General features: G+C 69.9%; 16 protein-coding genes. 5 read left to right on the forward strand and 11 right to left on the reverse strand.

Going from position 1 to position 18,508, the window contains the following annotated elements; all coding sequences use genetic code 11:
• Positions 1 to 4 precede the first annotated feature (4 nt).
• Genes WME96_RS26505 through WME96_RS26515 form a run of 3 tightly spaced genes read right to left on the reverse strand, consistent with a single transcriptional unit; the run spans position 5 to position 3,127 of the window.
• Positions 5 to 922, reverse strand: a complete 918-nt coding sequence (locus tag WME96_RS26505; protein ID WP_437284378.1) for a TauD/TfdA family dioxygenase — start codon at positions 920 to 922, stop codon at positions 5 to 7.
• Positions 910 to 2,484, reverse strand: a complete 1,575-nt coding sequence (locus WME96_RS26510) for an AMP-binding protein (protein ID WP_437284379.1) — start codon at positions 2,482 to 2,484, stop codon at positions 910 to 912. Before WME96_RS26510 ends, WME96_RS26505 begins: the two co-directional genes overlap by 13 nt.
• Positions 2,471 to 3,127 carry a thermostable hemolysin gene (locus tag WME96_RS26515; RefSeq protein ID WP_437284380.1) on the reverse strand — a complete coding sequence of 219 codons (657 nt, stop codon included), beginning with the start codon at positions 3,125 to 3,127 and terminating at the stop codon, positions 2,471 to 2,473. The genes WME96_RS26510 and WME96_RS26515 overlap by 14 nt, the downstream gene beginning before the upstream one ends.
• A gap of 278 nt (positions 3,128 to 3,405) precedes the next feature.
• Here WME96_RS26515 and WME96_RS26520 point away from each other — a divergent pair, with 278 nt between their 5' ends.
• Positions 3,406 to 3,651 carry a hypothetical protein gene (locus WME96_RS26520; protein ID WP_437284381.1) on the forward strand — a complete coding sequence of 82 codons (246 nt, stop codon included), beginning with the start codon at positions 3,406 to 3,408 and terminating at the stop codon, positions 3,649 to 3,651.
• Between the two features lie 93 nt (positions 3,652 to 3,744).
• Positions 3,745 to 4,428, forward strand: coding sequence for an O-methyltransferase (locus WME96_RS26525; RefSeq protein WP_437284382.1), 684 nt, complete (start codon positions 3,745 to 3,747; stop codon positions 4,426 to 4,428).
• A 51-nt stretch (positions 4,429 to 4,479) separates the two neighbouring features.
• On the opposite strand, the gene WME96_RS26530 is transcribed toward WME96_RS26525, so the two are convergent.
• Complete coding sequence (locus tag WME96_RS26530) at positions 4,480 to 5,505, reverse strand: S-adenosylmethionine:tRNA ribosyltransferase-isomerase (RefSeq protein WP_437292361.1); 1,026 nt, start codon at positions 5,503 to 5,505, stop codon at positions 4,480 to 4,482.
• Between the two features lie 399 nt (positions 5,506 to 5,904).
• Here WME96_RS26530 and WME96_RS26535 point away from each other — a divergent pair, with 399 nt between their 5' ends.
• Together WME96_RS26535 and WME96_RS26540 are read left to right on the forward strand one after the other, a co-directional pair.
• Positions 5,905 to 7,101, forward strand: a complete 1,197-nt coding sequence (locus tag WME96_RS26535) for a trypsin-like serine peptidase (protein WP_437284383.1) — start codon at positions 5,905 to 5,907, stop codon at positions 7,099 to 7,101.
• A gap of 122 nt (positions 7,102 to 7,223) precedes the next feature.
• Complete coding sequence (locus WME96_RS26540; protein ID WP_437284384.1) at positions 7,224 to 8,120, forward strand: hypothetical protein; 897 nt, start codon at positions 7,224 to 7,226, stop codon at positions 8,118 to 8,120.
• A gap of 54 nt (positions 8,121 to 8,174) precedes the next feature.
• On the opposite strand, the gene WME96_RS26545 is transcribed toward WME96_RS26540, so the two are convergent.
• Positions 8,175 to 8,987: an SDR family NAD(P)-dependent oxidoreductase gene (locus WME96_RS26545; protein WP_437284385.1), complete on the reverse strand. Its 813-nt coding sequence runs from the start codon at positions 8,985 to 8,987 to the stop codon at positions 8,175 to 8,177.
• 90 nt (positions 8,988 to 9,077) lie between these two features.
• Between WME96_RS26545 and WME96_RS26550 the strand changes: the two genes are divergently transcribed.
• Positions 9,078 to 9,638 carry a helix-turn-helix domain-containing protein gene (locus WME96_RS26550; protein ID WP_437284386.1) on the forward strand — a complete coding sequence of 187 codons (561 nt, stop codon included), beginning with the start codon at positions 9,078 to 9,080 and terminating at the stop codon, positions 9,636 to 9,638.
• A 70-nt stretch (positions 9,639 to 9,708) separates the two neighbouring features.
• Here WME96_RS26550 and WME96_RS26555 read toward each other — a convergent pair whose 3' ends face one another.
• From WME96_RS26555 to WME96_RS26580, 6 genes are all read right to left on the reverse strand, one after another.
• Positions 9,709 to 10,683, reverse strand: coding sequence for a hypothetical protein (locus WME96_RS26555; RefSeq protein WP_437284387.1), 975 nt, complete (start codon positions 10,681 to 10,683; stop codon positions 9,709 to 9,711).
• A gap of 247 nt (positions 10,684 to 10,930) precedes the next feature.
• Complete coding sequence (locus WME96_RS26560) at positions 10,931 to 13,111, reverse strand: family 1 glycosylhydrolase (protein WP_437284388.1); 2,181 nt, start codon at positions 13,109 to 13,111, stop codon at positions 10,931 to 10,933.
• A complete protein-coding gene (gene galK / locus WME96_RS26565; RefSeq protein WP_437284389.1) occupies positions 13,108 to 14,238 on the reverse strand; it encodes a galactokinase in 1,131 nt (376 codons plus the stop codon). The genes WME96_RS26560 and galK overlap by 4 nt, the downstream gene beginning before the upstream one ends.
• Positions 14,235 to 16,184 (reverse strand): glycoside hydrolase family 2 protein, encoded by a 1,950-nt coding sequence (locus tag WME96_RS26570; RefSeq protein ID WP_437284390.1) that lies wholly within the window; start codon positions 16,182 to 16,184, stop codon positions 14,235 to 14,237. The genes galK and WME96_RS26570 overlap by 4 nt, the downstream gene beginning before the upstream one ends.
• A 7-nt stretch (positions 16,185 to 16,191) precedes the next feature.
• Positions 16,192 to 17,316 (reverse strand): UDP-galactopyranose mutase, encoded by a 1,125-nt coding sequence (gene glf / locus WME96_RS26575; protein WP_437284391.1) that lies wholly within the window; start codon positions 17,314 to 17,316, stop codon positions 16,192 to 16,194.
• Positions 17,301 to 18,455, reverse strand: a complete 1,155-nt coding sequence (locus WME96_RS26580) for a glycosyltransferase family 1 protein (protein WP_437284392.1) — start codon at positions 18,453 to 18,455, stop codon at positions 17,301 to 17,303. The genes glf and WME96_RS26580 overlap by 16 nt, the downstream gene beginning before the upstream one ends.
• Between the last annotated feature and the right edge of the window lie 53 nt (positions 18,456 to 18,508).

Below are 18,508 nucleotides of genomic sequence, written 5' to 3' on the forward strand. Positions count from 1 at the left end.
TCGGTCACCCCTCCCCTTCAGGTTCACGCCCGATGAAGCTCAGGGCGTTGTAGATGGTGCGGCACGGATCGAGGATCGCGCGGCGACCGTGCATCACCCGGGTGTTGTCGACCAGCAGCACGTCGCCGTCCTGCCAGGCGATGTCCACGGTCACCGCCTCCGTCACCCGGACCACCTCGCCGAGGAGCGACGGCGGGATCGCCTCGCGATCGGCGAACGTGATCCTCGGCTTCTCGTAGTTGTAGGACGGGCCCAGGATGCTGTTGGCGAAGGCGATGCGGTCGGAGAACAGCGTCTCCCGGGCGGCCGGCACCTGGAACTCGTAGTAGATCGCCCCGTCCCCGCAGGGCCGGATCACCGTGCCGCGCCGGCCCTCGGCGAGCGAGAGCAGGTCGTCGAGGGTGATGTCCTCGATCGCCTTCTTTCCTTGCAGCGAGTGGTAGACGAAGCTCTTCCACTTCGCGGCCTCGACGCGGCGGCTGTACACGATGTCCCTGTCGAGGAACGCCCGCTGCGCCGCCGGCGTGAGCGCGTCCCACGCCCTGTAGCCGTCGCACACCGTCGTCTCCGAGCCGATCGAGGCCGCCTTCTCGCAGAAGAACCAGCAGAGGTGCGGCATGAACGGGCTGTTGCCGTTCTCGCAGTGGAGCCCGACGGCATCGAGGCCGGCGTCGACCTTCTGCGCCACCCCGCCGTGGAGCGACCGGGCCGGGTCGAGCGTGATCCGCTCGCTCATGCGCCGCACGAGCCGCGAGAACTCGCGCAGGCTGGCGTCGAAGCCGCGCATCAGGAGGAAGCCGGCGTCCGCCAGCATCTCCATGGCGATGGACCTGTCGAGGACATCGAGCGACGCCCCCGGCTCCGCGGTGATGAGCGCGCCGTCGCCGTGAGCATGGCTGGTCTTCGTCGTCACGCAGGACATGAGATCTCCTCGGGGCCGAGCTCCAGCGTCATGCGCTTCCAGAGCTCGGCGCGGATGGGGCGGCCGGTGATGGTGAAATAACGTCGGTAAAGCTCAGGGTTGCTCTTCAGGACGACGATCTCGGCGGCCCGCTCCACCTCGGAGAGGTGCCGGCGGCCGAAGTCGTCGATCGCGGCCCGGGCCGCGTCGGGATCGACGCGATCCTCCACGATGAAGAGGCCGTGTATCTTCTCGAGGCGGTCGCCGAAGATGACCGCCTCTTCCACGAAATCGAGCGACTTGTACCGCGACTCGACCCACGCGGGTGAGACGTTCCTCCCGCTGGCCGTGATGATCAGGTTCTTCTTCCGGCCGGTGATGCGGACGAAGCCGTCGCCGTCGATCTCGGCGATATCACCGGTGTGCAGCCAGCCCTCCGGGTCGACGACGCAGCTCGACGGGTCGGCCGAGGTGTAGCCGGCGAACAGGGAGGAGCTCCTGATCAAGAGCTCGCCGTCTGCCCCGAGCTTGACCTCCACGTGGTCGAGCGGCCTCCCTACCGTGCCGATCCTGGCGTTCCCGGGGACGTTCCACGTCGCGACGGAGGAGTTCTCGCTGAGCCCGTAGCCCTCATAGACGGGGACTCCGCGCCCGGCGAGACGGGAGAGCACGTCCGGCGCGATCGGGGCGCCGCCGCAGCCGATGAACGCGGGGTCGTCGCGGCCGAAGAGCTGCTGGAACAGGGCCTCGCCGCGCTTGTCGGTCGCCTGGCAGGAGCGGTCGATCGCCTCCACCATGGCCGGCGGGAGCGTCATGGCCGAGGGGCGCGCGATCCGGAGGTACGGCAAGATGGCCTTCGCGGTCGTCCCCGGGGTCCCGAGCAGCAGCGACGGCGGCGAGAGGAGCACCAGCGTGCCGCCGTCGGTCAGCGTCATGTAGATGCCCGTGACCTGCTCGATGAGCAGGCTCAGGGGCACCATCGACAGATACCGCGCGTACGTGCCCGGCCGCACCTCGCGGCGCAGCGCCTCGACGAGATCGTTCACGCCGAAAGCCCGGATCTTCACGCCCTTCGGCGCGCTGGTGGTGCCCGAGGTGTGGACGATCTTGCAGACGAAGTCCTGACGCTGACGGGGCGTGAGGTCCCTCGGCCCGCCGCGCCGGCTCAGCGCGTCGACGTCCACGGGGACGCACCTCGGGGTCGCGACGCCGGCCTCAGCCCACGCGCGCAGCCTGGCCTGCCCAGGCCCGTCGACGAGACAGAGATCGACGTGCTCCAGCAGGTTCCTGGCCTGCGCCGCCGAGAACGCGAGCGGGATCGGCACCTCGACGGACCCGCTGAGCCAGAGCGCCAGATCGGCCGCGACCCACTCCGGCGAATTGGCCATGACCAGCCCGACCCGCAGGCCGCCGCCGGCCGCGCCCTGCTGGTCGATCAACAGGGCTCGCAGCGCGGAGATCGCGTCGAGCATCTCGCGCCACCGGTGGCTGCGCCGCGCGCCGGGCGCGGCGTCCAGCACCTCGACCATGACGGCATCCGGCCGCGCCTCGCCCAGGGCGACGATGTCGTCAATGAGCCTCATGGTAGCGCTCCGCCCTCCTGTGCTCTTGCAGCCGGAGGTCGAGGGCCGCGAACCGGTAGCGGCCCGTGTTGCGCGAGAACATCTCCGCGATCGCCTCGAGCCTGATGAAGCCGGTCTGCGGCCTCTGCTCGTAATAGCTGCCCCACTTCTCCTGCGCTCCGGCGCCGAGCCGGTCGACGTCCGCGACCCGGATGGGCTGGAAGTTGAGGCCCACGGCGTCGAAGATGAGCTTCAGGTTCGCTGTGATCGTGCAGAGGATGTACCTCTTGCCAAGACACCAGGCGAGGATCGGCACGACGCGGATGAGCTCTGTCCCGGCGCGGTGCTCGACGGACGCGAGCGAACCGACCTCCACGATCGCGTCGCGGCTCACCGGCCGCCGCTCCGCCGTGGAGAGGACCTGCTCGATCGGCTCGTCGATGTACTGCTCCGAAAAAAGACGGGCATCCGAGCTGAAGGTGATCCCGGCGCAGGCGACCACCTTCGACGCGCCGGCGCCGAGGCCGTGATCCGTGGAGCAGACGATGAAGCAATCCGGGTTGGGCTGCACGTCGGCGCCGAAGGAGCGACGGTACTTCTGGCGAACCAGGTCGACGGCCTGTCGAAAGGCGTCGCCAGGCTCGAACGAGACATTGATCTGCATGCAGAACATCCTTTCGATTGCGACGGACCTACGTGGTCACGCGCTCGCCGCGGCCGAGTGCAACGCACGGTCCATCTGGCCATCGCCCGTCTCCATCCGCGCTTTCACCCAGGCGCCGGCGCGCGCCTCTCGCTCGCGTGGCGCGGGCGTCGGGCGAGGCCAACAACGCCTCTCCGACCGACGCTTGCGCGAGTGCGCAACGCGGGTGAGCAAGGCCCGGGCGGCGGGTCCGCTGACGAGATGGCCCGTCCGGGCGCCGGTCGGCCGACGGAGCCCAGGTGTCGGGCCGGCGCGATCCGGCCGGATTCTCGGCCGCCGCACCGCGCATTCCCGCTCAGCAGGTCATCGACGCCGGCGCCATGACGGCGGAAGTCCCGCAGGGCTCGACTGCAGCGCTGCTCGAGCTCACCCCGCGCGACGCCGAGCGGGCGCTGGCGCCGCGCGACCCGGGCACGGGCGTTGCTCAGACCACGTGCGACGGCGACGTACCGCGAGGCGATGGCCTCGTGGCGATGGCCTCATGAAGCGAGATCCATCGTGGCCAGAGCGTCCTCGGACGCGGCCCGGCCCTCGCTTCTCGTCGACCACACCCGAACCACGCACGACAGGAGAACTCCATGGATTCATTGAGCACCCCCGAAGTTTCCCGCGTCCTCGCCCGGATCTACCGCGAGGCGGACAGCACCGATCCGGCCGTCTTCGACCACATCATCGCCGAGATCGAGAGGACCGGTGGGCCGAAGAGCGCCCAGTACTGGGCGAAGGAGCTCGACAAAGCGTACATGCCGGTCGCGCCGGAGGTCGGTCGCCTCCTGTACATCCTGACGAGGACACGCCGGCCGCGGCTCGTCGTCGAGTTCGGCACCTCGTTCGGCATCTCGGCCATTCACCTCGCCTCCGCGCTCCGCGACAACGGCGCGGGGCGGCTGATCGCCACCGAGCTCAACCCGATCAAGGCCGCCAGGGCCCGCGAGAACCTGCGCTCCACGGGCCTCGCCGATCGGGTCGATCTCCGTGAGGGCGACGCGCTTCAGACGCTGACCCAGGGGTTCGACGGGGGGATCGACATGGTCCTGCTCGACGGATGGAAGGAGATCTATCTCTCCGTGCTCCAGCTCCTCGAGCCGCACCTGAACCCTGGAGCGCTCGTCATCGCGGATGACACGACGGTGTACCCGGAGTCCGTGACGCCTTATCTCGAGTACGTCCGGAAGGAGGGCAACGGCTATCTCTCCGTCGCCGTGCCGCTCGACGACGGGCTGGAGCTCTCGTTCTGCACGAGCGCCCGGCGCGTCCAGTAGGGCAAGGTCTGCTGATCGCGCGCCTCCGCCGCCGGCGCCGCCCGCGATGGCTCAGCTCAGGACGAGGTACGAGTCGCCGAACTCGTGGCAGAGGTAACCTGCCTGCGCGGCGTGGGCGTGAGCGCGGTGGAGCAGCGGGGCCGGCGCGAACGCCTCGAGGAGCCGGAAATGGCTCTCCGTGGGGTCGTGCACGCCGGTGAGCAGCCCATCGACGATCCTCGGCCGGAAGCCGTGGTGAAGGACGAGATCGGTGACGCCCGGGCCGGCCCGGAGCTCCCCCCCGTGCTGGGCAGCGCAGCCCTCGAGGGCGCGCGTCACCGTCGTCCCCACCGCGACGACCCGGCGCCCGCTCGCCCTGGCCTCGCGCACCGCGGCCACCGTCTCCTCGGGGATCTCGAAGCGCTCCGGGAGCGGGAGCAGGGCGTCGAGCGCCTCGTCGCCCGTCGACGAGATCCCGGCCGCGTGGGTGACCCACGCGATCTGGACGCCGCGGCGGATGAGCTCGAGCAGGAGACCCCATACGAGCGGCCGCCCGGCCGAGGGGAGCTCGGCGCAGAGCGGCCGGCTCGCATACCGCGTCTGCGCGTGCCAGAGCTCGATCGGGCCCTCGAGGTACGCATACTGGATCGGGCGGCCCCGCCGGTAGAGCGCTGACCAGAGCGCGGCCCCCTGCTCGCGAAAGGCGATGTCGACGAGGCGCGCGGAGGCCGCGGAGGCGCGCTCGACAACGGCCGAGAGGTCGTCGCCGAACGTCACGGCGTCGCCCGGGCCGAGCGCGGGCGGCGCCGGGCGATCCTCGGTGCGCGTGCGCCAGTCGCCGGCGCCGAACAGGAGCGCCGAGTAGCGCCCCTCGGACAGCTCGCCGATGAGCCGCACTTCCACTTCCTCACCGCGCTCGGTCGCGCCGTGCAGCGACGCCGGCAGCGTGGCGCCGTCGTTGACGACCAGGAGATCGCCCGGCGCGAGGAGCGCGGGCAGGTCCGCGATGCGCGCGTCGCGCAGACGCCCGAGGCGCGGGTCCACGTGGAGGAGCCGCTCCTCCAGGGGGCTTTCGCGAGGCCAGGCCGCGGGGCTCATGGCGCGGGGCGACGGCGGCAGGGAGCTTGCTTCGGCCTGGATGAGCGCGTTGCTTCCGGTCGGTTCGTTGTTCATCGTGGGTTCCTCCTCGACCACAGGCTAATCCGCGCTGAACCAAAGGTTGGAGATGGCTCCAACAGGTTGGATACGCGCCAATCTCCGGTCATGGCCCCCGACGCGGAGCTCGCGGGCGCCTGCGCCTCGCCGTACGCGCTGATTGCCAGCGTGCCAGCGTGCCAGGGTGCCAGGGTGCCAGCGTGCCAGCGTGCTTCCCGTGTGGCAGGCGCCTCCTGCACGACAGAAGAGCCATGGTGCGCGCTCCGAGCGCCTGGTCCGAGGTTTGCCATCAGGGCACGCACCGCGGTGATTCATCCACCGCGGACAGGAAGGTGGAGAATGATGCGCGCCACACGTCTGCTCGCTGTGTTCACACCGGCTGCGATGCTCCTCGTCGGGTGCAGCACGGGAGAACTCAAGCAGGTCGAGAGTCATCGAGAGTTCAAGATGGTCGGAACGGAGGAGATCCCGAAGGAGTTCATCAGCGGTAAAGGGCAACGCTTCGTGCTGAGCGGGCCAGCAAAGTTCGTCCCTGACCCGGTCGGGGAGGCGGAGGCGGTCTCGCCCGTCAAAGGCTCGGACACGCGCGACACGCGGTCCGAGGATCAGATGACGCGCGAGGAGCTCGCCCACGCGCTCCGCCCGGTGATGCTGTACAAGGACCACGAGTACACCCTCGACGGGCCTGCCTACGACCTCGCCGATGCGATCATCGCGGCGCGAGGAAAGGAGCTGAAGACGAAGGGCAGCGAGGGCCGCGCCCGCGTCGCGGAGGAGGTCGACCTCACGCCCGGGCTCACCCAGCCGCAGGGGGTCATCGGCACCGACTCGCGTCAGATCGCGCGGGACAACACGGTGTTCCCGAGCAACACCCGTGTGCTCATCACGAACCCGTCGATGACGTCCGGGTGCACCGGACAGATGATCGGCCCGACGACGATCCTCACCGCGGCGAGCTGCCTTCATAATGGCAGCGGCTGGTTCGGGACGCGATCCTGGAGCCCGGGCGTGGACAGCCAGGATACGAACCCGTTCCCGTACCAGGGTGGCTCTCTCTACCCGGATCCCGCCGGCGACGTGCCGATGTTCGGTTGCTACACGCCCATCGTCCCGAGCGCATGGAGTAACGGCGACATCGCCGTCTATTATGACGTCGCGCTCATGGAGCTGAGCTCCATGTACCCGGAGAGCTGCGGGCTGGATCCGGGCAACGATACCGGGTGGCTCGGCCTGTGGGTCGCGAGCGACGCCGCCCTGGAGGGCGGATCGGGGTACATCTACGGCTATCCCGCCGACAAGGCGAACTGGCCCCAGCTCTGGGGCTCCCACGGCCCGCTCTCCGGCGAGGGCGTCGCGATCCAGTACGAGATCGACACGTCGATGGGGCAGAGCGGCTCAGCCATCTACAAGTTCGACAGCGCAGGTGATCGCTACGTCGTGGGGATCAACAGAGGGTCGATCAACGGAAACACCGTGAACTATGGCCGCAGGATGACCAGCGATGTGCACACCTGGATCGAGTACAACTCGGCGCTGTAGCGCCGCCGGCTGGCGTCTCGGGCCAACTCCGGCCGGGACGGCGGGCGCGCACCTGGACGAGTGGACATGGCTTCAAGAGACGAGACCATGCCTCAGGGCTCGAACTCACGAAAGGGCACCCGATGAACACCAAGCCTGTCATGACCGCATTGGCATTTCGTTACCTCACCTACGTCAGTTCGGCGCTGATCACGGGTGGGCTGTCTGTCGGCTGCGTCGCCGATCTGGAGGTCGATACGGAAGAGGAGCTGGGCGAATCCGCGGAGAGACTGACCGGCTGGACTTACCATAGCAAGGGGACCACGACCGATACGACCCCCGTCGACATGGGATCGATGAACGACCGCACCTGCGTCCTCAGCGGCGTTGCGGGGAATCTCAGCCAGGGTAGCTGGGATGGAGCCGGCGAGCCGGCGAGGGCCGAGGTACGCGAGAGCGACGATCAACGTTACACACTCAAGGGGCATGGAGGTGCACACGAGGGCGGCGCGGGGCAGAAGATCTGGCACAACAACCCTGTCCTTGCGACTGCGACGTGCTTTTTCACCACGCAGAACCGGAACTACACGGTCCGGTCTGCCGATGGCGCCCACTTCATGGACCTGACGCCCTGGAACGACCGACGGCGATGCTTCCTCTCTGCGTTGCATGGCATCGATGGAGCGTGGAATCATGCGGACGACTTTGCGCGCGTGTACCCGACGTCGTTCGGTTGGTGGGTCGAAAGCATGCACCACACCCCCACGCCCAACGCGGTCGTCGACACGGTATGCGTGACTTTTCCGGAGGGGACAGAGTTCATCACGGGGTCGGCGTCCGCCCTCCCTGGACAGACGAAGACCAAGGTCATCACCTCGGGCGCGGGCATCAAGGGGTGCGGTCTCACCCACGTCACCGGCGCCTTCAACAACGATAGCTGGACCGACGGCGTGATCATCAACCCCCCCTCCACGATCGACGGAAACTGGACGATCACCGTCTCGAACGGCAAGGCTGCCATGTATACATGCGCGAAGTGAGCCCCGGCGCCCGGGCGCGCGTGCGGTAAAGGCCGACCTCTCCGCGTCCGGGGCTCATGGCGCGTCCGGAAGGCTCGCCGCCTCGACGCGAGCGCCGCTCGGCACCTCGCCCGCGCGGGTGACCAGATCGACGATCCGGCGCGCCACGTCCGCGGGCTTGGCCAGCGTGCTCGGGTCGGCGTCGGGGATGGCTTCCGCGTGCATCCGCGTGTCCATCTCGCCGGGATCCACCGCATAGAACGAGACGCCCGTGCCCTCGAGCTCCGCGGCCCAGGTGCGCGAGAGGTGGTCGAGCGCCGCCTTGGAGACGCCGTAAGCGCCCCACCGCGGATAGGCGTTCACGGCGGCGTCCGAGCTGATGTGGACGACGACCCCGCGCCGCCGGAGCGCCATCGAGCCGGCGATCACCTTCGTGAGGCGGAAGGGGCCAACCACGTTGACCTCGAGCACGCGGCCGAGGTCCTCGCACTCGGTGTCGAGAAGGATCGGCAGCGGCGTCTTGCCGAGCGCGCTCGCGTTGTGGATGAGCAGGTCGATCGGCCCGACCAGGGCCGCCGCCGCGCCCGCGATCGCGTAGGTCTGCCCCTTGTCGCCGATGTCCGCCGCGAGCGCGTGCGCGACCCCGCCGTGCGCGGTGATCTCGGCCGCGACCGCCTCGAGCGGCGCGCGCTCGCGCGCGACCAGCACCACCTTCGCCCCCCGCCGGGCGAGTTCCCGCGCGAGCGCGGCGCCGAGCCCGCGGCTCGCCCCTGTCACCAGCGCGGCGCGCGGCGCGAACGGCCCGGGCACGGCGGCGCGGGGGAGCGACGGCTGGGAGCTTGCCTCGGCCTGGATGAGCGCCTCGCTTCCGATCGATTCGTCGTTCATCGTGGATTCCTCCTCGACCACAGGCTAATTCGCGCTGGCTCGCGTGTTGGAGGTAGCTCCAATGTCTTGGAGACGTGCTAATGTCCGGGCATGGACCAGGACGCGGAGCTCGCGGGGAGGCTCGCGAAGAACATCAAGCAGCTACGGGAGGCCCGCGGGCTGACGCAGCAGCAGCTCGCGAAGCTCGCCGGCGTGCCGCGGGCGACCTGGGCGCACCTCGAGTCCGGCGCCGCGAACCCGACGCTCGGCGTCCTGCACCGCGCCGCCGCCGCGCTCCAGGTCTCGATCGAGGAGATGCTCTCCGCCCCCCGCGCGACATGCCAGCTCTACGCGCGCGACACGCTGCCCACGCGCTCGCCCGGGCAGGCGCTCGTCCGCAAGCTCCTGCCGGATCCGATCCCGGGCATGGAGATGGATCGCATCGAGATCCCGCCGGGCGGGCGGATGACGGGCGTCCCGCACACCCCGGGGACGCGCGAGTACCTGACGTGCGAGTCGGGGGAGATGCTGCTCGTGGTGAGCGGCGAGCGGTTCACGCTCGGCTCGGGCGACGTCGCGGTGTTCCGCGGCGATCAGCGGCACTCGTACAACAACCCCGGCAAGCAGCCCGCTGTCGGCTACTCGGTCGTCGTCCTGGCGAGGGTGCTCTGAGGCATGACGGGCGCGCTCCCGCCGCGGTGCCGGCGGAGAGCGCGCAGCCCTTCACGTTCAGCGTCGCGACTCAACGCTTCCTTCGCCCGGCGGCGATCGCCGCGCACGCGAGCAGGGCCAGCGCCGCGATCCCGGGGGTGCCCGCGCCGCCCGATCCGCCGGCAACGCGGAAGCTACACCCGCTCTCCGCCGCCTCACCGTCTCCGTCGCTCCCGCCCGTGCCGTCACCACCGCCGCCGCCCGCGCCTGTGCTCGCGTCGCCACCGCCTGCGCCAGTGCCCGTGCCGCTGCCCGGCCCCATTCCGGAATCGCACGTCCCCCCGGGATAGATGTCCCCCTCGGTCCACGCCGGCTCGGGCGGCGCGCCGAGGCCCGGTTGCGCCGTCGCCGGGTCCTTCCGGTAATAACAAGGCTTGCAGGCGTGCACGGACTCGCCCGCGGCGTTCCCGGCCGTGTCCGTCACCGTGGCCCGGAAGCAGAACGCCTCCGGGGCAGCGGCGCCGTCGAGCACGTCGGCTGTCCGGCTCAGGGCCACGGTCACCGGCGTGGCGTTCATGAACCTGCTCTGCGACATCACGGGATCGGTGAACGTGTCGTCCCGGAACGCCTCGATCGTGGTGATCACGGGGGCCTCGCCGCTCCCGGCGCTCTCCCCCTCGACCGTGACCCACCAGGAGAGATCGCTGTCCACCTGGCAGTCCCCGCCGCTCGACTTGAAATCGGCGTGATCGTGAACATCGAACGACAGCCCGCTCGGCCCCGCAGGAGCGTCCGCGTCCGCGGCGCCGGCGGTGAGCTCGATCCGGGTCTGCCCGCACGGCTCCGCCGCACCGCAGAAGTCGCCCTCGATCACGATCGCCTGCCCCTCGCCGGGCGGCGGATCGATCCGCGCGACGAGGCTGTACCCGAGAGACGGCAGATCCGTCACCGCCACGAGGCTCGCCGGATCGCCGTCGACGGTCACCGACACCGCGTCCAGCGCGATCGAGAACCCGTCGAAGAAGATCGCGGCGTTCCCCGGGAGCGACCCGCCGCTCTCCGGCAATGTGCCCGTAAGTCCCGGCAGCGGAGGGCTGCACGCAGCAGCGCTCGATTCCATCGCTGCGGTGCAGAGCAGCGCCGCGATGATCCCGGAAGTCCATGAAAGATAATTCGTCATGGACGTGAGCCTATCAAGGTCGCGCGCAGATCACAAAAAGCGCCAGGACGTCAAGGACGCCAGGAGAACCAACTCTTCCTTCTCCTGGCCTCCCTGACGCCCTGGTGGCTCGATCCTCCGCGTGCGCGCCGCGCTACACGGCCGCCAGCACGGCGTCCGCCCGGTGCTTGACGTAATGCTCGACGGCCTCGGGCAGCGTCGGCAGCGTCGCGCGGCGGCTGCTGTGGAGCCCTCCCTGGCGGGGCAGGTTCGCCCGGAGCCCGAGCGTGTGCGCGGGACAGGGGTGGACGGCCCGCGAGGGCAGGCCGAACGCGTCGCACATCATCTTCGCCCACGAGGCGAAGCTGAGGACACCGTCGTTCGCGAGGTGCCACACCCCCTCGGCCTGATCGATCGCGAGGTCCAGGCACGTGTGCGCCAGGTGCGGCAGGTAGGTGGGGGACACGAAGAGATCGTCCGCCGCGCGGAACGGCTCACCGCGCCGGATGACCGAGAGCGCGAGCGCGGCGAAGCTGCGCGCCTCGAACGGCCCGAACAGGCTGCCCGTGCGGACCACCAGCGCGCTCGGCAGGGCCTCGAGGACGCCCCGCTCGCCCTGCGCCTGCGCCTCGCCGAACGCGCTGATTGGCGCGACCGGATCATCCTCGACGTACGGGGCGGGCTTGCTCCCGTCGAACACGAACGACGACGAGAACATCAGCAGCTTCGAGCCGTGGCGTCGGCACGCCTCCGCCAGCAGGGTCGGGCCGACCACGTTGGCGCGGCGGCACGCCTCGACCTCGTCCTCGGCCTCGTGCACGCGCGTGTAGCCCGCCGCGTTGATCACGAGCCACGGGCGGACCTCCGCGATCGCCCGCTCCAGGGCCGCCGCGTCGGCGATGTCGAGCTCGCTGCGCGTCATGGCCCGGACATGGATGCCGCGCTCCTCGCACGCGCGCGTCAGCGCCGCGCCGAGCGACCCGCCCGCGCCGGTGATCAGGATCGGCCGCTCCCGCGGCCGGCAGATGGTCCGCGTCGTCGAGCGCGGCGCCCCGTAGAGCAGCCGCTCGTCGCGGCGCCACCACCCCGGGACCTCGGCGAGCGGGTGCTCGGACCAGCCGGTCTTCGCGAGCTCCTTCGCGACGGCCGCGAGCGCCGTGGGCCGCGGCGCGGGCCCGCGCACGTCGAAGACCCCCGGCTCGTAGTGGCCGCGCGCCTGCGTGACGAGGCTGTCCCAGTCGTACGCCCCGAACGCGGACCACAGCGTCACCGCCAGCACGTCGGCGCCCTCCGCGCGCGCCGCGTGCGCGCCCTCCCACGCCTCGACCAGCCAGCGGATCTGCTCCTCCGGCGTGCACCCGAGGTGGACCTCGGTGATCGCGATCGGCGTCTCGTAGCGCTGCCACACCTCGCGCAGCACGCGGTGGTGGCCGAAGATCCCTTCCTCCCGGACCCGCACCGCCTCCACGTCGGCGTACGCCTCGCGACCGTTCCCGCCGTGCGTCCAGGAGGGGTACCTGTCGAGCCGGTGATCGAGGAACCTGTCGCTCGTCAGGTAGTAGTTCACGCCGATCACGTCCGGCGGGCACGGCGCCGCCACGAGGCGCGCGAGATCCTCGTCGGCGACGCCGCAGTCGCGGAGGTGCCGGTGGAGCGGGTGCGCGGCGTCCACGCGCCCGTACAGCAGATCGAGGCTCAACCAGCGCCGGTGGTTCTCGAACGCGGCCTGGTAGGCGAGCCTGGGCGTGCTGGCGACCGCGCCGAAGTCCTCGGTCTGCACGAGGCGCGCGTCCGGGCGCGCCCGCCGGATCGCGCGCATCGCGGCCGCGGTGGCGCGCGTCTCCACGAGCAGCGCGCGCAGGAGCGAGGCCGAGTCCCGGCGGTGCGGGTACCAGTGCCCGTAGAGCGCGCTGAAGCGCGCGGTCGTGAGCGGCTCGTTGACCGGCGTGTAGTCGCGCACCCAGGGGTACCGCTCCGCCACCGCGCCCGCGAACTCCTCGAGGCCGGCCACGAAGCTGTCTTCCGTCAGGCTGGTCCACGGCGGCCCGCTCCCGTGGTGCACCAGCCCGACGATCACGTCGATGCCGAGCTCCTTCAGCCGGTGGAGCCGCTCGTCGGCCCACGAGAAATCAGCGCTCCGGACGCCGTTCGGGGCCGTGCGCTCCCACAGCACCGGGTACCGGACGGCCTTCACCCCGAGCTCCGCGAGCAGGTCCAGATCCGTGGTGCGATCGTGGTGTCCGGTCCGCTCGAGCTGGTTGAAGTACTGGTCGCCGACGCGGTTGACCGTGCACTCGACGCCAGCCCAGAGCGCGATCCCGGACCGTTCCCTCATGCGACGGGCCCTCCTACCAGCACCGTCGCGCGTCGGCCCAGCGCGTTCGGCGTGCGCGCGTAGGCGTCCACGACGGCGCGCCCCACCTTCGCCGCGCTCCCGCGCTTCACGAGGGCGACGATCGATCCGCCGAAGCCGCCGCCGGTCAGCCGCGCGCCGAAGACGTCCGGCTGCGCCCGCGCGCTCTCGACCAGGGCGTCGATCTCGGGCACCGACACCTCGAAGTCGTCGCGCATCGACCGGTGCGACGCGTCGAAGAGCTGGCCCAGGCGGACGAGGTCCCGGGCGCGGAGCGCGGCGACGGCGGCGAGCACCCGGGCGTTCTCGGTCACGACGTGGCGCGCGCGGCGGTCGAGCGGCGCCGGGAGCGACGCGATCCGCTGCTCCGCGGCGGCGTCGACGTCCCTGAGCTGCGGCACGCCGAGCGCAGCGGCCGCGCGCTCGCACTCCGCGCGCCGCGTCTTGTAGTCGCCGCTCGCGTGCTGGTGCGCCACCCCGGAGTTCACGACGAGCAGCTCGGCCTCGGCCGGCAGCGGGACGCGCTCGAACGCGAGCGTCCTCGTGTCGATGAAGAGCGCCGTGCTCTCGTCGGCGAGGCTCGCGGCCATCTGGTCCATCGTCCCGACGGGCGCGCCCACGAAGTCGTGCTCGGCGACGTGCGCGATCCGCGCGATCTCCACGTCGTCGATCGACAGATCGAGCATCGCGCGCAGGGCGCGCGCGAGCGCCACGAGCAGCGACGCGCTCGACGACAGGCCGCTGCCGAGCGGCACCGACGACGCGATGCGCGCGTCGAAGCCGGGGATCGAGGCGCCCCGCCCGCGCAGGACCGCGGTGATCCCCTGCACGTAGTCGAGCCAGGTGCCGCGGCGCGACTCTTCCCCGACGCGGAACGAGAGCTGGGCCCCGCCGTCCACGCCGTCCACGTTGAGCGTCGCGACCCGGACGAGCCCGTCGTCCCGCGGCGCGATCTCGATCCGCGTCTTCTGCGGGATCGCCGTCGGCAGCACGTACCCGCCGCTGTAGTCGGTGTGCTCGCCGATCAGGTTCACGCGCCCCGGCGCCTCGGCCCTCAGCTTCGCCGGGCGACCGAAGAGCGCCTCGAACCCCCGCCCCTGCGCCGTCATCGCGGCGCCCCCATGTCCACCAGCCCGGGCATGTCCGCCAGCGCCGGCATGTCCGCCATCCCGCCGTCGCTCAGCGTCGAGGGCGTCTCATTGGGACCGACGAACGGCATGCCCTGCGTCGCGGCCGCCATCTGGTGCAGCGGGAACTTCGGCGTGCGGTCGGCGTAGAGCAGCCCGTTCGCCTCCTGGTACGTGTCGGCGAACTGCGTGTAACAGAAGCCGGCCAGCAGCTCGAGGGAGTTGATCACCTTCATCAGCTTAGTATAGCGCTCGGCGAACTCATCCGAGGTCCTGCACGCCGAGTACCCCCACGTGCCGCCGTTGTCGCCGCTGCTGGTCGGCGCGACCGCGATCCCGCCGAACTCCGACAGCACGATGGCGGTCTCGTGGTTGACCGATGGGTCGAGCACGAGCGCGCGGCCCCCGGGCCGCTCCCGCTTCAGCAGCTTCGGGACGACGTCGTGCGCGAAGTAGCGGCGGGCGATGCGCTCGGGCGACGGATCGTAGTCGTGGATCCCGATGATGTCGGTCGCCACGCTCTCCCACCCGTCGTTGCCGATGACCGGCCTCGTGTAGTCCATCGACCTGGTGAGGTGGTAGAGCGCCTGCACGTAGTGCCGCTCGTTCGGGTTGTCCGGCAGGTTCGGGACGCCCCACGACTCGTTGAACGGCACCCACGCGATGATGCACGGGTGGCTGATGTCGCGCCGGATCGCCTCGAGCCACTGCCGCGCGAGCCGATCGATCGACTTGCGCGTGTGACGGTAGGCGCTCGGCATCTCCTCCCAGACGAGCAGCCCGAGCTTGTCCGCCCAGTACAGGTACCGCGGGTCCTCGATCTTCTGGTGCTTTCGGGCGCCGTTGAAGCCCATCTGCTTCGTGAGCTCGACGTCGCGGCGGAGGGCCTCGTCGTCCGGGGCGGTGATCCCGGTCTCGTTCCAGTAGCCCTGGTCGAGCACCATCCGGAGCACGTACGCCCGCCCGTTCAGGAGGAAGCGGTCCCCGCGGACGGCCACCGATCGCAGCGCCGTGTAGCTCTTCACCCGGTCGATCGTCGTCCCCGACTGGTCGTAGAGGACGATGTCGGCGTCGATCAGCGTCGGGCGCTCGGGGCACCACAAGAGCTCGTTGCGGAAGTCGTCGATGCCCGGATCGGAGAGGGTGATGCGCCGGTGGACCTCGCCGGCCACCACCGTGTACTGGTCGTTCGCGATCGTCACGTCGCCGACGCGCAGCCGCACCCCGACGCGCGCGCCCTCCACGGGCGCGTTCGCGACCCGGACCTCGACCGCGATCTCCCAGCGCTCGAGGTTCGGGGTCCAGCGCAGGTACTCGATGTGCATCTTCGGCACGCGCTCGAGCCACACCGTCTGCCAGATCCCCGTCGTGCGCGGGTACCAGATGGAGTGCGGCTCGAGCTTCCAGTCCTGCTTGCCGCGCGGCTTCGCGAGGTCGCTCGGGTCGTCGTGGGCCTGCACCACGATCGAGACGCTCTTGCGCCCCCGCGCGAGCTCGGTGATGTCGAGGCTGAAGGGCGTGTAGCCGCCCTCATGCTCCCCGGCGAAGCTGCCGTCGACCCACACCCTGGCCACGTAATCCACGGCCCCGAAGTGCAGGACCAGCCGCTCGGACTGCTCGAGCTCCGGCACGTCGACCTGCCTCCTGTACCAGCAGGCCTTGTAGAAGCCGGTCTCCCCGACCCCGCTCCGCGGCGTCTCCGGGGCGAACGGCACCTCGATCGCCCTGTCGAAGCGCGCGTCGGCCGGGGAACACCAGTCCGCCCGGGGATCGAGGGCGAACTCCCACGTCCCGTTCAGCGAGATCCAGTCTCCTCGCCTGAGCAGGGGTCGAGGGTAGCCGCGGGCGCCGCCGCCGATGTCCGTGTTGTCGGCCGGCGGCGGCACCGAACCTGGGATGCCGATCTGTGCAAGGTGCTGTCGAGGCATGGATTTATCAGGCGGCGACGGTGACTGCTGCTCCGTCGAGCTTGGCGTCGCGGAGGTGGTCGAAGGTGGCGAGGGCCTGACCCACCACCTGGTCCATGTTGTAGTACCGGTACGTCGCGAGCCTCCCGACGAAATGCACGTTCGGCGTCGCGTCGGCAAGCGCCTTGTACTTCCGGTAGATCTCCGCGTTCTCGGGCCGCGGCACCGGGTAGTAGGGATCGCCCTCGGAGGTCGGGAATTCGTAGACGACGCTCGTCTTCGGGTGCTGCTGTCCGGTGAGGTACTTGAACTCCGTGATGCGGGTGTATGCGTGCTCGTTCGGGTAGTTGATGACCGCGCCCGGCTGGAAGACCTCCTTGTCGTGCGTCTCGAACTTGAAATCGAGGGACCGATAGGGAAGCTTCCCGTAGCGGTGGTCGAAGAAGGCGTCCACCGGCCCGGTGTAGATCATCTCCCTGAAGTTCACCTCGTTCATGATGTCGCGGTAGTCGGTGTTCAGCACGATGCGGATCTTCTTGTGATCCAGCATGTTCTCGAACATCCGCGTGTAGCCGCGGAGCGGCATCGCCTGGAACTCGTCCGTGAAGTACCGAGAGTCGTAGTTCGTGCGCGCCGGCACGCGCGACGCCACGGCGGCGTCGAGCTCGGACGGGTCGAGCCCCCACTGCTTGCGGGTGTAGTTGCGGAAGAACTTCTCGTAGAGCTCCCGGCCCACCTTGCTGACGACCGCGTCCTCGGAGGTGCGGCAGTGCTTGATCGGCTCGGCGACGCGCGTGAAGAACGCCTCGACCTCGGCGGGTGAGTAGCTGGTCCCGTAGAGCGCGTTCACCGTGTCGACGTTGATCGGGAACGGCACGAGCTTGTCGTCCACGTGCGCGAGCACGCGGTGCTCGTACGGGCGCCACTCCGTGAACTGCGACAGGTAGCGGAAGATGCGGGGCGACGCCGTGTGAAAGATGTGGGGACCGTATTTGTGGATGAGCACCCCGGCATCATCGTAGCAGTCGTACGCGTTGCCGCCGATGTGAGGACGCTTGTCGCAGAGGAGGACCGATTTGTTCATCTGCGAGGCGAGGCGCTCTGCGAGCACGCTGCCAGCAAACCCAGCACCGACGATCAGATAGTCGAACACGGTACGTTCCCTTCCGTCCGGACCGCCGCCGAACGCTTGGCTTGGAGTGCGTCTGTCATGAGCCTGGACATCGACCGCCACGTCTTGTCCCAGGACGTCGCGCTCACCATCTCGTCCGCGATCGCGAGGCGCGCCTCGGTGGGCTGCGCGAGCGCCGCGTCGACGGCCGCCACGAACGAGGAGGCATCGGCGATGTGGACCGCCTTCCTGTCCCCGTAGGGCGTGACCACGTCGCGAATGGCGGTGGAGACGACCGGCTTGCCCGCCGCGAGGTACTCGAGCGTCTTCGTCGGGCTGATGAACCGGGTCGCCTCGTTGAGCGCGAACGGCATGATAGCAACGTCCCAGCCGCCGAGGTAGGCCGGAAGATCCTGATATGACTTCTGACCGAGCCAGTGGATGTTCGGCCGCCGGGGCAGCGAGGCGGGGTCGATCTTGACGACCGGCCCGAGCATCACGATCTGGAAGTCCGGCTGCTCCTCGGCCACGCGGGCGACGAGGTCCACGTCGAGCCGCTCATCGATCACGCCGAAGAACCCGAGGCGGGGCCTGGGGATGTCGCGCTGATCTTCCGGATCCGTCGACGCCCTGCGCGCCGCCGCGAAGTGGGCCGCGTCGACGCTGCTCGGGAAGGCGTGCACGGACGGGTGGTGGGCGCGCTTCGCCTCGTAGATGCTCTGGCCTCCCGTGAACACGAGGTCGGCGCGCGCGAAGAGCTCGCGCTCGCGCTCGCGGAGCATCGGCGGCGCGCCGCGGAAGGCGGAGAGCTCATCCATGCAGTCGTACACGACCAGCGACGGCTCCACGTCGGCGGCGATCGGCAGCGACATCGGCGTGTAGAACCACAGGATCGGCTGCCGGATGTCCTGCTCCTTCACGAGCGAGTTGAGCAGGCGGCGCTGCTGGGCGAGGCCCTCCTCCTGCTCGGTGCCGTGGGGCAGGTGCGGCACGACGACGGTGAGATTGGCCTCGATGTGTCTCGCCTCGAGCCTTGGGGGTCCGTCCTGGAACACAGGCTCTTCGACGAAGTACACCCGCTTCTCCTGCGCGAAGCGGCTCATCAGGTGGTTTGGTCGCTGGAAGACGAAGTTCCAGCGCAGGTGCGATAAACAGATGAGATCGGGCCCGGCCTGCTTCATCTTGTCTCCAATTGTGGGAAAAAGAACGTATGCGCGCCGGGGGTTTAGCAAGT

Source organism: Sorangium sp. So ce406 (genome assembly GCF_051474675.1).
In the GTDB taxonomy this organism is placed as follows: Bacteria; Myxococcota_A; Polyangia; order Polyangiales; family Polyangiaceae; genus Sorangium; species Sorangium cellulosum_G.